Source organism: Microbacterium sp. (genome assembly GCF_035687345.1).
Taxonomy (GTDB): Bacteria; Actinomycetota; Actinomycetes; order Actinomycetales; family Microbacteriaceae; genus Microbacterium.
Window position 1 is genome coordinate 19,094 of the sequence record NZ_DASRXZ010000003.1, and the last position, 13,485, is coordinate 32,578.

The 13,485-nt window shown below is 71.6% G+C and carries 13 protein-coding genes and 1 pseudogene; 4 read left to right on the forward strand and 10 right to left on the reverse strand.

Going from position 1 to position 13,485, the window contains the following annotated elements; translation table 11 throughout:
- Positions 1 to 46: 46 nt before the first annotated feature.
- From VFF97_RS00325 to VFF97_RS00345, 5 genes are all read right to left on the reverse strand, one after another.
- On the reverse strand, positions 47 to 682 hold the full coding sequence (locus VFF97_RS00325) for a response regulator transcription factor (RefSeq protein ID WP_325031498.1): 636 nt from the start codon (positions 680 to 682) through the stop codon (positions 47 to 49).
- A complete protein-coding gene (locus VFF97_RS00330; protein WP_325031499.1) occupies positions 679 to 1,923 on the reverse strand; it encodes an ATP-binding protein in 1,245 nt (414 codons plus the stop codon). The genes VFF97_RS00325 and VFF97_RS00330 overlap by 4 nt, the downstream gene beginning before the upstream one ends.
- Positions 1,924 to 1,947: 24 nt before the next feature.
- Entirely contained in the window at positions 1,948 to 2,808 is an 861-nt protein-coding gene (locus VFF97_RS00335) for an ABC transporter permease (RefSeq protein WP_325031500.1), read from the reverse strand.
- A complete protein-coding gene (locus VFF97_RS00340; RefSeq protein WP_325031501.1) occupies positions 2,805 to 3,698 on the reverse strand; it encodes an ABC transporter ATP-binding protein in 894 nt (297 codons plus the stop codon). Before VFF97_RS00340 ends, VFF97_RS00335 begins: the two co-directional genes overlap by 4 nt.
- Before the next feature lie 95 nt (positions 3,699 to 3,793).
- Positions 3,794 to 4,117: a hypothetical protein gene (locus VFF97_RS00345; protein ID WP_325031502.1), complete on the reverse strand. Its 324-nt coding sequence runs from the start codon at positions 4,115 to 4,117 to the stop codon at positions 3,794 to 3,796.
- A 63-nt stretch (positions 4,118 to 4,180) separates the two neighbouring features.
- Between VFF97_RS00345 and VFF97_RS00350 the strand changes: the two genes are divergently transcribed.
- Genes VFF97_RS00350 through VFF97_RS00360 form a run of 3 tightly spaced genes read left to right on the forward strand, consistent with a single transcriptional unit; the run spans position 4,181 to position 6,624 of the window.
- Positions 4,181 to 5,380, forward strand: a complete 1,200-nt coding sequence (locus tag VFF97_RS00350; RefSeq protein ID WP_325031503.1) for a pyridoxal phosphate-dependent aminotransferase — start codon at positions 4,181 to 4,183, stop codon at positions 5,378 to 5,380.
- 15 nt (positions 5,381 to 5,395) lie between these two features.
- On the forward strand, positions 5,396 to 5,866 hold the full coding sequence (locus VFF97_RS00355) for a hypothetical protein (RefSeq protein WP_325031504.1): 471 nt from the start codon (positions 5,396 to 5,398) through the stop codon (positions 5,864 to 5,866).
- A complete protein-coding gene (locus VFF97_RS00360) occupies positions 5,863 to 6,624 on the forward strand; it encodes an alpha/beta fold hydrolase (protein WP_325031505.1) in 762 nt (253 codons plus the stop codon). Before VFF97_RS00355 ends, VFF97_RS00360 begins: the two co-directional genes overlap by 4 nt.
- Here the strand turns inward: VFF97_RS00360 and VFF97_RS00365 are convergent.
- The 3 genes from VFF97_RS00365 to VFF97_RS00375 all read right to left on the reverse strand — a co-directional run bounded on the left by VFF97_RS00365 (position 6,608) and on the right by VFF97_RS00375 (position 9,368).
- Entirely contained in the window at positions 6,608 to 7,258 is a 651-nt protein-coding gene (locus VFF97_RS00365) for a PepSY domain-containing protein (protein WP_325031506.1), read from the reverse strand. The genes VFF97_RS00360 and VFF97_RS00365 overlap by 17 nt on opposite strands.
- Before the next feature lie 81 nt (positions 7,259 to 7,339).
- Entirely contained in the window at positions 7,340 to 8,668 is a 1,329-nt protein-coding gene (locus tag VFF97_RS00370; RefSeq protein ID WP_414684202.1) for a sensor histidine kinase, read from the reverse strand.
- Positions 8,669 to 8,690: 22 nt separating this feature from the next.
- Positions 8,691 to 9,368 (reverse strand): response regulator transcription factor, encoded by a 678-nt coding sequence (locus VFF97_RS00375; RefSeq protein ID WP_325031508.1) that lies wholly within the window; start codon positions 9,366 to 9,368, stop codon positions 8,691 to 8,693.
- A 218-nt stretch (positions 9,369 to 9,586) separates the two neighbouring features.
- Between VFF97_RS00375 and VFF97_RS00380 the strand changes: the two genes are divergently transcribed.
- On the forward strand, positions 9,587 to 10,519 hold the full coding sequence (locus VFF97_RS00380; RefSeq protein WP_325031509.1) for a hypothetical protein: 933 nt from the start codon (positions 9,587 to 9,589) through the stop codon (positions 10,517 to 10,519).
- Positions 10,520 to 10,623: 104 nt separating this feature from the next.
- Here the strand turns inward: VFF97_RS00380 and VFF97_RS00385 are convergent, their stop codons facing one another.
- Entirely contained in the window at positions 10,624 to 13,236 is a 2,613-nt protein-coding gene (locus VFF97_RS00385; protein ID WP_325031510.1) for a helix-turn-helix transcriptional regulator, read from the reverse strand.
- A 68-nt stretch (positions 13,237 to 13,304) separates the two neighbouring features.
- Positions 13,305 to 13,485, reverse strand: a pseudogene (locus VFF97_RS00390) (UDP-N-acetylenolpyruvoylglucosamine reductase); the annotation flags it as partial.

The window sequence follows — 13,485 nt, forward strand, 5'->3', positions numbered from 1 at the left end:
ACAGAAGATCCGGTCGCTGAGCGAGGAGCGCAGCGATCGGATGACGCTACGCGAGCAGACCGCGCTCCATCGCCAGCGTCACGGCGCGTGTGCGGTCGGCGACGCCGAGCTTGTCGAAGGTCTTCAGCAGGTGCGTCTTGACGGTCGACTCGCCGATCCCGAGCGCGACGGCGATCTGCTTGTTCGAGTGACCGGATGCCACGAGCCGCAGCACCTCGGTCTCACGGGCCGTCAGCACCGTCTCGGGCACCGCCGGCTGACGCATCCGCTCCACGAGCCGCACGGCGACCTGCGGCGACAGCGCCGACTGCCCCGCGGCGACCGACCGGATGCCGGCGACGATCTCCGCCTGCGGCGCCGCCTTCAGGAGATAGCCCGCCGCGCCGGCTTCGATCGCGGCGAGGATCTGGTCGTCGGACTCGTACGTCGTGAGGATCAGCACACGCGGTGCCGGCTCGCCCGCCTCACCCGCCGCGATGCGGGTCGTCGCGGCGACGCCGTCGACGCGCGGCATCCGCAGGTCCATCAGCACGACGTCGGGACGAGTGGCAGCGGCGAGGCGCACGGCCTCGTCGCCGTCGGAAGCCTCGGCGACGACCTCGAGCCCGGGCTCGTCCGACAGCAGTCCCGCGAGCCCTGCGCGCACGACGGGATGGTCGTCGGCGATCAGCAGACGGATCATCGGGGTCCTCCGGATCGTTCGGGCTCGGTCGCGGGCGCCTTCTCGGGCGCGACGCCCCCGGTCGTGCGCGTACCCGGAAGCCGCAGGCTCAACGTCGTTCCGCGCCCGACGGCGGACGACACGTCGAGCACTCCCTGCGCGATCGCCACGCGTTCGCGCATGCCCTCGAGGCCGAAGCCCATGGTCGACTGCGCGGGGTCGAAGCCGCGTCCGTCGTCGGTGACCGTGAGGGTCGCGGCGCCTGCGTCGTCGACCGTGACACGCACGTCGACATGCTCCGCCGCGGCGTGCTTGCCCACGTTCGACAGCGCCTCCTGCAGGCAGCGCAGCACGACGACCTGCGTCTCGCGGTCGAGCTCGCCGTCGACTCCGGACGCGTCGAGCACGATGTCGGCGGAGCTGTGCGCGCGGAAGCGGTCGACGAGGCGCTCCACGGCGGCGGCGAAGACCGGCTCGCTCGGGACGGCCGCCGTGCGCGCCACGAGCGCCCGGGCCTCCGCGAGAGCGTCGCGCGCGATCTGCTCGACCGTCGCGATGGTCGTGGCCGCGGCATCCGTCTGCCGGTCCCTCGATTGCCGACCCGCGCGCTCCGCGAGGAGGACGAGACCCGCGAGCGTCTGCGCGAGCGTGTCGTGGATGTCGCGCGCGAGCCGCTCCCGTTCGGCGGATGCCCCGCGCTCACGGCTCAGCGCCTCGACCTCGGCCTGCGCGGCGGTGAGCTCCGCAAGGAGGCGTGCGCGCTCCTCGCCGTACTCCGCGATGCTCGAGATCCACAGGCCCAGGGCGATCGCGAAGGCGAACGAGAAGCCCGCCGTCATGAGACCCGCGACGAACGCGCCCGCGTCGTCGCCGGCGATCGCGATCCCGGCCCAGATGGTGACCGCGACGACCGCGGAGCCGATGATCGCGCGGCGACGAGAGTCCCCCACGACCCACATGAGCGGGTAGGCGAGCGCCTGCAAGATTGCGAGGAAGCCCGTCGCGCCCGCTCCGACCGCGATCGCGAGGGAGCCCACGACGACGAAGACGGGGAAACGCCAGCGAGCCGGCACGCGGTCCTCGCCGGGTTCGCAGATCGCGGGCCGTGCGATCAGGAAGTACGCGGCCGCGAAGCCTGCGATCGACGCGAGTCCCACCGCCAGGCGCACCGGATCGTCCGGATTGAACCCGATCAGCAGGGCCGTCGCGATCACGACCGAACCGGCCGCGACCGCGACATCCCACCAACGACGCTTCAGCACTGCGCTCCCTCTGCCGCCCTCAGGTTACGCGTCGCGCCGGATCCACCGGAACGTCAGTCGCGAGAGGACGAGGCCCACGACGAGCCACACGGCGAGCGCGATCGCCACTCCGGCGAGGTTCCACTCGCCGTTCTGCTCGAGCGCCGCGAACCCGTCGGGCAGGAACGCGGCTCGCATGCCCTGCGCCATCCACTTGAGCGGGAAGAGGGCGGCGACGTTCTGCAGCCACTCCGGCAGCTGCGCGAACATGAGGTACACGCCCGAGACGAACTGCAGTGCGAGGGCGATCGGCACGACGACGGCGGTCGCGCTCTTGCCGGTCCGCGGCAGCGCCGAGAGCGCCACGCCGAGCAGCGCCGAAGCCGTGATCCCGAGGACGAACACCCATGCGAACGTCATCCACGCTTCGGGTTCGGTCGGCAGCCGCACTCCGAGCGCGAGCGCCGCGAACGCGAGCAGCAGCGTGGCCTGCATCACGCCGGTGAGCGCGACGAGCCCGATCTTGCCGATGAAGTAGCTGATGGGAGACAGCGGGGTGCCGCCGTACCGCTTCAACAGTCCGTCCGAGCGCTCGATCGCGATGTCGATCGCGAGGTTCTGGAAGCCCGACAGCAGCAATCCGGCCGCGAGCATGCCCGGCAGGTAGAGCTCCGCCATCGAGACGGGTGGGAGCCCCGGGGCGAGCACGACGTCCCCATCGGTGCCGAACGCGATGCTGAACAGCCCCAGCATGAAGATCGGGAACAGGAAGGTGAAGAACAGCGTGTCGCCCGAGCGGAAGTACTGCAGCAGCTCGAATCGGATGCGCTGAGCCCCCACGGCGAAGAGGTTGCGACGCGACAGCGACCGCGTGGTCGAGCCTGTCTGCTGCGCGATGGCGGTCATCGTGCCGCTCCCATCACGACTGCCGCGGCGAGCTCCGCGTCGTGTTCGGCTTCCTCGGCGACGAGCGCGAGGTAGATGTCTTCGAGGCTCGGCCGCACGATCTCGAGCTCGGCCGGGGCCCCGCCCAGTCGCGCGGCGAGCGCGGTCGCGAACTCGAACGGGTCCTCCGCACGCTGGTGCCGATGCACGCCGTCCTCGACCCATTTCACGACCGGCACACGCGCGTGCTCACCGCCGAAGCCGTCGACGGGCCCTGTCGCGCGCACCCGCCCGTTCGCGATGACCGCGACGCGGTCGGCGAGCTGAGCCGCCTCGTCGAGGTAGTGGGTCGTGAGCAGGATCGTCGTGCCCTCGGCCTTGAGCGAGCGGATGAGGTCCCAGAACTCGCGCCGTGCGTGGGGATCGAAACCGGTCGTGGGCTCGTCGAGGAACAGCAGCTCGGGGCGCCCGATGATGCCCATCGCGACGTCGACGCGGCGCTGCTGGCCGCCGGAGAGCTTGGAGACGCGCGTCTTCGCCTGGTCCTCGAGGCCGATCGCGGCGATCACCTCGTCGACGTCGCGGGGGTTCGGGGAGAACCCGGCGAACTCCCGCAGCTGCTCGCGCACCGTGACCGGTCCGGTCGCGGCCGTCGTCTGCAGCACGATGCCGATGCGCGCCTTCCAGTCGAGGCCCCCGTCGCCCGGGTCGATGCCGAGCACCGTGGCCTCGCCGCCCGACCGGCGACGGTAGCCCTCGAGGATCTCGACGACCGTCGACTTGCCGGCGCCGTTCGGACCGAGGATCGCGAAGGTCTCACCCCGCTCGATGTCGAACGAGACGTCGTCGACGACCGTCCGGTTTCCGTACACCTTGCGCAGGTTCCGCACCCGCACCGCGTTGGTTTCCATGACTCCACGATCGCGCCGCGCGCGGGTGCGCCCCAGCGGTCATCAGTGGGAGACGGCATCCTCCATTCGGTGGATGCCGGGCTCGCCCGGACGGCTCAGTACTCGACGATGCGCGCGGGGACGGGTGCGGCCTCGGCCGCGGCATCCGCCCTCGCGTTCCGCTGGCCCCGGATGCCGCCGGCCAACGCCCACGCGAGCAGCCACACGCCCGACACCCCCATGAGCGTGTAGGAGACGCGCATCGCCGTCTCGACGTCGAGCAGCAGAAGGAGGCTGCCCAGCGACAGCAGACTCCCGACGATCGCACCGACCGCGCCGACGATGGTCACGACACAGCCCTTGGCGAGCCACCACGTGATGCCGCCCGCGATGACCAGGACGATGGCGAAGGCGATCGCGCTCCAGATCCACGCTCCCACGCGCTCACCGTACCGCGTCGAGCGGCCCTCCGAAACCGCGATGTCGCGACTACGCTCGTACGCGTGACCGAACGCGCTCCCCTGTCTCGCAAGCTGTCCGCGATCGCCGAGTCTGCGACGCTCAAGGTCGATGCCAAGGCCAAGGCGCTCCAGGCGGCCGGGCGCCCCGTCATCTCGTACGCGGCGGGCGAGCCCGACTTCGCGACGCCGGGGCACATCGTCGATGCGGCGGCCGAGGCGCTGCACGATCCCGCGAACTTCCGCTACACGCCTGCGGCCGGTCTCCCTGTCCTGCGCGAGGCGATCGCCGCCAAGACGCTGCGCGACTCGGGCCTCGAGGTCGAGCCGTCGCGCATCATCGTGACGAACGGCGGCAAGCAGGCCGTGTACCAGGCGTTCCAGGCGGTCGTGAACCCCGGCGACGAGGTTCTGCTGCCGGCCCCGTACTGGACGACGTACCCCGAGGCGATCCGCCTCGCCGACGGCATCCCCGTCGAGGTCTTCGCGGGCGCCGACCAGGAGTACAAGGTCACGGTCGAGCAGCTCGAAGCAGCCCGCACCGAACGCACGACGGCGCTCGTGTTCGTGTCGCCGTCGAACCCGACCGGGTCGGTCTACTCGTACGAGGAGACGCGCGCGATCGGCGAGTGGGCCGTCGAGCACGGCATCTGGATCATCTCGGACGAGATCTACCAGAACCTCGTCTACGAAGGAGTGCGGGCGGTCTCGATCGTCGAGGCCGTGCCGGATGCGGCGAACCAGACGATCCTCGTCAACGGCGTCGCCAAGACGTACGCGATGACCGGGTGGCGCCTCGGCTGGATGGTCGGTCCCGCCGACGCGATCAAGATCGCCGCGAACCTGCAGTCGCATCTGTGCAGCAACGTCAACAACATCGCCCAGCGCGCAGCGCTCGCGGCGCTCACCGGGCCGCAGGACGAGGTCGAGCACATGCGTCAGGCGTTCGACCGCCGCCGCCGCGTGATCGTCGACGAGCTGTCGAAGATCGAGGGTGTGACGGTTCCGAGGCCGCTCGGCGCGTTCTACGTGTACCCCGACGTCACGGGACTCCTCGGTCGCGAGTGGCGCGGCAAGCGGGTCGAGACGTCGCTCGAGCTCGCCGACCTCATCCTCGACGAGGCCGAGGTCGCGGTCGTCCCGGGCGAGGCCTTCGGGCCCTCGGGATACGTGCGGATGTCGTACGCGCTCGGCGACGATGCGCTGCTCGAAGGCGTCCGCCGCCTCCAGGACCTCTTCGCCTGACACTCCGCTGCCCCGGTGGCGCTGTCGACGCTGTACCGGTACTCGCTCGAGGCGCTGCTCGCCGATGAGCTCATGCTCGCGTTCCACCTCTCCGACTCAGAGGTGCTCGGAGCCTACGTGCGCGACAAGGGCCCCGCCCGGTACGCGCAGCGGATGGACTGGCTCGTCAACCACCTGACCGAGCTGCGCGACGCCGGACTCGTCCGTCAGGACGTCGATCCGGCGGAAGCCGCCGGAGTGCTGGGCGTCTTCGCCATCGGCCTGGTCAACGCGGCCGCCGCGATCGGGTCCCTCTCCCCCGAGCGCCTGCGGGCGACGGTCGACACGTTCAGCGACATGATCGCCGCCGGCTGGGAGACCCGCCCCCACGCCGCGACGGCGGAGCGGAGCATCCGCGACGCCCACCTGCGCCTCATCGACGCTCTCGACCGGCAGATCGCGGAGCTCGAGAACGAACGCGCACGACCCGGAGGGGGACGGACATGAGCGTCTTCGACGCATACGACGACGTCACGCTGGGCGGCGGCCCCGTTCGTGTGTACCGCGCGGGGACCGCGACCGGCACCCCCGTGATCCTCCTGCACGGGGCGATGTACGACACGGCTCCCCTGCTGTGGCGCGACGTCATGCCCAGACTCTCGTCCGACCGCGACGTGATCGCGATCGACCTCCCCCGCCACGGCGGGTCGCGCCCCTGGACGGGCATCGTGGATCAGCCCCGGCTGGAAGACGTGCTCGTCGATCTGCTCGACCACGTCGGAGGGGAGCAGGCGGACCTCGTCGGCCTCTCGATGGGCGGCGGCGTGGCTCTCGGGTTCGCCCTCCACCACCCGGATCGCGTGCGCCGGCTGGTCGTCGCCGCGCCGGGTGGCATCGACGACGTGCGCCCGTGGCAGTTCACGACATGGCTGTTCCTGCAATCGACGCTGCTGCTGCGCTGGACCGCCGCATGGCTGGCGGCCTCGCCGAAGACCCTGCGCAGCTCGATGATCCGGGCACTCGCCGCCGGCGACCGCACGCCCGGGTTCGACGAGATCATGCAGCTCGTCCAGACCGAGGCCGACGCCAAGCGGCGCCACCGTGAGCGCGCGCTGGACGACTGGCAGATCACGTCGTACGGCCCGCGCCGCATGCGCCTGAACTTCCTGCCCGAACTGCCCGGCCTGACGGTTCCGTCGCTGTGGCTCCGTGGGGCACGGGCCGCGGCTGGGGGCGCGAGCCCTGGGGTCAGTCTGCGCGGATGACGGTGAACGACGCGTCGAGATCGACGTCGACGTCGTCGCCGCCGTCGAACTCGATCTCGACCTCATAGACGTGGTCGGCGTCATCGCTGAGCTCCACGCTCACGACGCGGCCCGCCCCGACGTAGGCGAGGGCGGCAGCGGATGCCGCGTGCACGCGCGCCGCGTCCGTGAGCAGCTCGTCGTCGTCATCCCGGTCGTCGAAGTCGTCGTCGCGACCACGCCGGTCGCGACGGTCGCGGTCGCCGCCGCGGTCGTCCGGAGTCACCGAGACCACCTGGAACGCCGCGTCGAGCTTGACCTCGGCCACGCCGCCCGCGTCGAGCAGGATGTCGATCTCGTACGCGTGGGTCGCGTCGTCGTCGATTTCGGCTTCGATCACCGTGCCGGGTCCCGCCGCGTCGAGCGCGGCCTGGATCGCGCGGTCGATGTCGGCGGCCGCGACGCGGTCGTGGTCGTGGTCGAAGCTCGCCGAGGGGGACGGCGAGGGCGAGTCGGAGGCGGGGGTCGACGTGCCCGCGAGGCTCGTGGCGGGGGTCGGCGCCGAACCGGCCGCGAAGGCGATGGCCGCGCCGCCGGTCAGGACCGCGGCCCCCGCGATGGCCGCCGCGGTGAATCCGATCGTGCGCTTGTTCATGGTGTCCTCCTCTGTCGAGGTCTCCACGATCTCGCGGCGATGCTGAAGCCAGCCTGAAGCGTCCTGAAACGGGGATCGCGGTCAGTCCGCGGGTGCGAGCGGCAGGCGCAGCTCGGCCCTCGCACCGCCGAACGGAGACTCGACGATGCGGGCCCCGCCGCCGTGGCGCACGGCGATCTCGCGCACGATCGCGAGGCCGAGCCCGCTTCCGCCCGCATCGCGCGAGCGGGCGTCGTCGAGCCGCACGAACCGCTCGAAGACGTGCGCGCGCTGATCGGCGGGCACGCCGGGACCGTCGTCGTCCACCGTGACGACGGCCATGCCGTCGGCGACCTCCGAGGCGAGCACCACGCGCGCGGACGCATGCCGCGCGGCGTTGTCGACGAGGTTGCGCACGGCCTGGCGCACGAGGCCGGCGTCGGCGTGCACGCGCACTGGGCGGACGGCCGAGGCATCCGTGTCGACCTTCCCCAGCGCCCGCACACGCTGCGCCTCCGCGTAGAGCACGTCGTCGAGGTCGACGTCGACCGCCGTGATCGTCAGGGCGTGCTCGTCGGCGCGCGCGAGCACGAGCATGCCCTGCACCAGCCGTTCGAGGCGCTGTCCCTCGTCGAGGACGGTCTCGGTGAGCTCGCTCGCGGTCACGCGATCGGGGTGCGCGGCGGCGACCTCGGCGTACTGGCGCAGCACGGCGAGGGGCGACTTGAGCTCGTGCGACGCATCCGAGATGAATCGTCGCTGCGCGCGCTGGGAGTCCTCGAGTCGCGCGAGCATGTCGTTGAGCGTGTGCGCGAGCCTGCCCAGCTCGTCGCCTGTGCGGGGATCCTCGACGCGCTGCGACAGGTCGCTCGCCGTGACGGCGTCGACCTGGCGGCGCATGCGCTCGACCGGTGCGAGCGCGCGGCCGACAGCGACCCACGTCGTGATGCCGACGATGAGCGCGATGAGCGGCACCGCGATCGTCAGGAGGGTCGCGACCGAGCCCAGCGTCTCCTCGATCGTCGTCGTCGAGCGGCCGGCGACGACGATGACGTCGCCGCTCTCACGCTCGGCCGCCACCGCGAACACCCCGTCGTCGCCGAGGGAGACGAACGGCGGGACGTTCCCCTCGCGATCGGCGATCGGGCTCAGGTCTTCGAGGAGGTCGCTCGCCGCGACGATCGAGCCGCTGTCGCGGTCGATGAGCTGCCAGAATCGGTCGTCGTCGACCTCCGGCACCGCTTCGGGGCCGACGTCGTCCGCCTGTGCGGCGAACGCGGCCGCGTCCTGACGCGTGGCGAGGTCGAGCTGCCCGTAGAGCGATGACCGCAGGGTCAGCCAGAAGCCGATCGCCCCGATGACGAGCGCGAGGGCGACCGCGCCCACGCTGACCGCCGTGATGCGGGTGCGGATGCCGGCGCGCCGGCGCATCCGCTTCGGCGCGTTCTCCGCCTCAGCCACCGTCGTCGCCGATCACGTAGCCCGCGCCCCGCACGGTGCGGATCGACGTGCGTCCGAACGGGCGGTCGACCTTCGCACGGAGGTGCCCGATGTAGACCTCCACGATGTTCGGATCGCCGTCGAACGCGAAGTCCCACACGCCCGCGAGGATCTGCGACTTCGAGACGACCTCGCCCGCGCGGCGCAGCAGGAACTCGAGCACCGCGAACTCGCGGGTCGTGAGGTCGACCGAGGCACCGGCGCGCGTGACGGTCCTGCGCGCCGGGTCGAGCACGAGGTCGCCGGCGGAGAGCGTCGCCGGTCGCGCCGTGGCACCGCGTCGCACGAGTGCGCGCAGGCGTGCGAGCAGCACCGCGAACGAGAACGGCTTGGTGAGATAGTCGTCGGCCCCGGTGTCGAGGCCCTCGACCTCGTCCCACTCGCCGTCCTTCGCGGTGAGCATGAGCACGGGCGTCCAGTTCTCCTCGTCGCGGAGCGTGCGGCACACGGCGTAGCCGCTCATGCCGGGGAGCATGATGTCGAGCATGATCGCCGCGTATTCGTTCTCGCGCGCGTACCAGAGCCCCTCGACGCCGTTGTGGGCGACATCGACGGCGAAGCCCTCCGCCTCCAGGCCGCGCCTGATCCCGTCGGCGAGGCGGACCTCGTCGTCGACGACCAGCACGCGCATGCCTCCATCGTGGCGGATCGCGCCTGAAGCGCACCTGAAGCGCGCGGTTCGAGCCGACGCGCCGTGACCCGTCCCCCTCCCCTACGGGGCGCTCCGCGAACCGGGGATGCACCCAATTCGCGACTGTCCACCCCCAGACAGACCACCCGCGACGTGGGGCCCCGCTGAACCGGCGGATCGTGAAGTCAACGCAACAGATCCGAAAAGGGGGAAGAGAAATGCGCAAGACGATGATGCCGGCGGCCGGAGTGGCCCTCCTGCTGATGGGAGTCCTGACGGTCGGAGCAGCCGCCCCGGCATCCGCCGCAGAGCCCCCGATGCCCGCCGACGCGCCCGTCGCCGCGGAAGCGACGACCCGCTACGAAGAGACGTCGTGGCTCACCGCCGCACCTGCCGGTGACGGCTGGGAAGTCATCGAGACCCGTACCGTGATCGACCGCCCGGGAGTGCCGGGCGAATATGAGGAGACCGGTTGGGTCACGGAGGCACCGGAGGACGGCCGCAGCTGGACCCGGATCGCGGACCGCTACGTCGTGGACGTGCCGGCGCAGCCCGAGCAGGGCGAGCCGACCATGTGGATCGAGAACCCCGAGTACGTGCCCGAGCACACGGTCGAGGTGTTCGACCACTGGCAGCGGTACAGCTGGACCGGCGCCCCGCTGACCGCGGATGAAGAGCCGGCCTGGCCCGGCGCGGACTGGCAGGCGAACACCGAGGGCGACCCGCACGGCGTGGGCGTCGAGGGCGCCTACTACCGCAGCAACGGCAACTCGGGGAACTGCGACTGGTTCTACCTCGAGGCGGTCAACCGCACAGAGACGGTGCCGGCTCAGGGTGAGCCGATGATCGAGGTGCCCAACCCCGACTACCGCCCGGCGGTTCCGGAGCAGGGGCACACCGAATTCCGCTTCGCCTACACGGTGGATCCGGTCGAGGAGCTCACCCACGTGGAGTACCGCTACGGCCGCTACGTGACGATCGACCCGGTCCCCGCGGAGCAGGTCCCCGTGGAGCAGACTCCCGCGACCGAGACGCAGACGCTCGCCGTGACCGGTGCCGACGGACAGATGGACCTCCTCCTCGGAGCCGGCCTGCTCGTGGCCCTCGGTGCGGGACTCGTGGCGGTGCGCCGGTTCGCCGACGTCGGCTGACGCCGAGTGCGGTCGTCGCACCATGACCGCTCGTCAGGGGTCGGACCTTCGGGTCCGGCCCCTGATCGGCGTTTCCGAGGATCGGGCGGATGACGGCTTGCGCATCAGCCGCGGAACACCCGCGCCACCTCGGAGCGATCCGTGGCACCCAGCTTGCGGAGGATCCTGTTGAGGTGGTTCTCCACCGTCTTCGGAGTGATGCCGAGGGTGCGCGCGATCTCCGTGTTCGACATGCCGTGGGCTACGAGGCTTCCCACCTGCTGCTCGCGCGGCGACAGCTGCCGCGTGGGTGCGAGGGCGCCGAGCAGCGGATCGGGGTCGACGCCCTTGGCGTGAAGCTGCCGCACCATCGCATCCGAGACCGCGCGGGAGTCGGGACCTGCATCCGATGCGCGGAGTCGGCGGATCGAGTGCCCTGCTGCCCTCACGCCCAGCGAGACGAGACCGGAGTCGATCAGGCGCTCGCCGAATCGTGCTCCCGCGACCGGGTCGGGGTCGACGGCCGCCTCGGCCACGGTGACGACGGCGTCCAGAATCCCGGCGGGTCGTGGGCCGACCGCTCGACGCAGCAGCGAGACACGGTCCGGGTCCGGACTCAGGTCCAGTGCGACACCGCCGAGCAGAACCGCGGAGACGAGCAGTCCCCGGTCGAGATAGCCCAGGACCGCCTCCCACAGGTGGTCCGCCGCCTCGGCGTGGTCATCCGCGAGAGCCAGGTCCGCGCGAGTCATCGCCCAGGCCGGCAGCGGCAGCGTGCTGGAACTCGCTGCCGACCGGAGGTATCGGTAATACGACGCGTCGGGAACGGTCAGGCCATCTCGAGCGGCGAGGACGGCCGCGAGCCCGAGCAGCGAGTCCGCATAGTGCCGTTGCACCGACGACGTCAGTCCGGTCGACAGCACGTTCCCCAGCATGACTCGCAGCTCGTTCATCCGACCGCCGAAGATGAGCGCGCTCGCCGCCACGTACGCGTGCCCGTAGACCCCTTCCGGGTCGAGCGCGTCGCGGGCCTCTTCCATGCGCCGACGGCTCCACGCGAGCGCCTCCTCCACCTCTCCGGCCGTCAGGTGCAGCATGCCCCGGACCACGTCGCGCGTTCGCATCATGTCCGGATCGGTCCACTCTCCGCCCGCGAGCGCGGCGCGCGCTTCCGGCACCTCGCCCGCGGCGACGTGCCTCGCGGCGGACACGGCCGCAGAGAACTGGCGGGTATCCGTGCGCCCGCCATCGATCGCCCGCGGTTCCGGAAGCCGGTCGAGCGTGAGGGTGAGGTAGTCCTCGACCGCGTGCAGCACCTCGGCCCACGGACCGACCTCGCCGGCCGCGCGCTCCAGCAGTGCGCGGGCTTCGGCGAGGTCGCCGGCGGCGTGCGCGAGAACGAGCGCGTGCCAGCGGTACAGGTCGGCCATCTGCGCCTGATCGCCCGTGGGACGGGTCTGCGCCACCACCGTCAGCATCGTCTCGACCTCGGCGTTGCTCACCAGGAGCGCGCGGAGGTACGCAGCCGCCGTCCCAGGCGCGGGGTTGCGCTCCCACTCGCGTCGCCGCAGCAGAAGCTGCCTGTGCCAGTGCTCGCGCATGAGACGGACGTGCACCGTGTCGGACTGCTCGGCGACCTCCGGGTCGCGATGCCTGCGCTCGAACCGCGGTTCGTCCGGTGCGGCGTCGCCGGGCCTGAACCAGGGGGCGGTCACCGCGGGCGGCAGGAGGGTCGTCGCACCGGGCTTCGAGGCCTCGGACGGGTCGAGGAGGGCGGCCATCCGGGCGTTGAAGTGCAAGCTGCGTGCGCCGAGCGGCGGACGCCGATAGCGTTCCTCGACGAGAGGCGGGTAGATCCCGAGCACGACGTCGTCCCCGCGCGGGACGAACCGGAGCAGGCCGCATGCGTCGAGTTCTTCCAGCGCCTCCCAGCCCACCAGCTCCGCGGCGATCGACACCGAGACCGTCCCGGCCAGCGCGAGCATCTGCAGCGCTTCGAGCGCGGGTTCTCCGAGATCGGCGATGAGCGTCTGCACGACTCGGGTGAGTCCCGGGGTCCACAGGTCCGCACCGGCGACCCACACGCCGTCGACCAGCTGGATGCGACCGGTGTGGCGCGCGGCGGTCGCCACGGAGACGATCAGGTTCGGCAGACCGCCGGAGAGGGCATCGATGCGCGCCACCGTGTCGGGCTCGATCTCTCCGGGCAGGATGTCGGCGAGGATCGCGAGGACCTCGACGAAGTCGAGCGGCGGGATGTCGATCACGACTCCGGGTCGGATCGAGGAGCGCAGGGTCACCGGCGCCTGCCGGTATGCGGGCCGCGGGCGCGACGTCGTGAGCACCGGGAACGGCTGCTGACCGTGTGCGGCCGCGATCGCCCCCGCGGAGGTGACGTCGAGGTCGTCGGCGTCGTCGACCACGAGCACCGTTCGGCCCCCCGCCAGCGCGGAACGCAGGCGCTCCACCGTCGCCGAGACGGGGGACTCCGGTCGCTGGGCCGGGCGTCGAACCAGTTCCGCGAGCGCGAGAGCCTCGAGCGGCCGGTCGGCGAGTGCGGCCACCCCGCGCACCTGCACCACATCCCAGCCGAACTCGACCAGCGCCGAGCTCACCGACGTCACGAGCGTGCTGCGCCCCGAGCCGGGCTGGCCGAGCAGGTCGACGCTGATACCCGACGTCAGCAGATCTGCCGTCGCATCGCGAAGACCGGCGAAGAATGTGGTCGCCTTCGCCATTCCGCCCCTCCCACGGGCGCCCCCGCGCCGCCGGTACCGTCAGGATGCCACGCGCCGCAGGCCGTTGCCTACAACTCCACGCCCACGAGCACGGGCTCAGGCTGCAGGATGAGGCCGAACTCCGAATGCACGCGCCCCTGGATGAAGCGCGCGAGCTCGGCGAGCTCGGCCGCCGTGCCCTGACCGCGATTGGTGAGGGCGAGCGCGTGCTTCGTCGAGATCGCGGCGCGCGAGCGGGGCAGCTTGAAG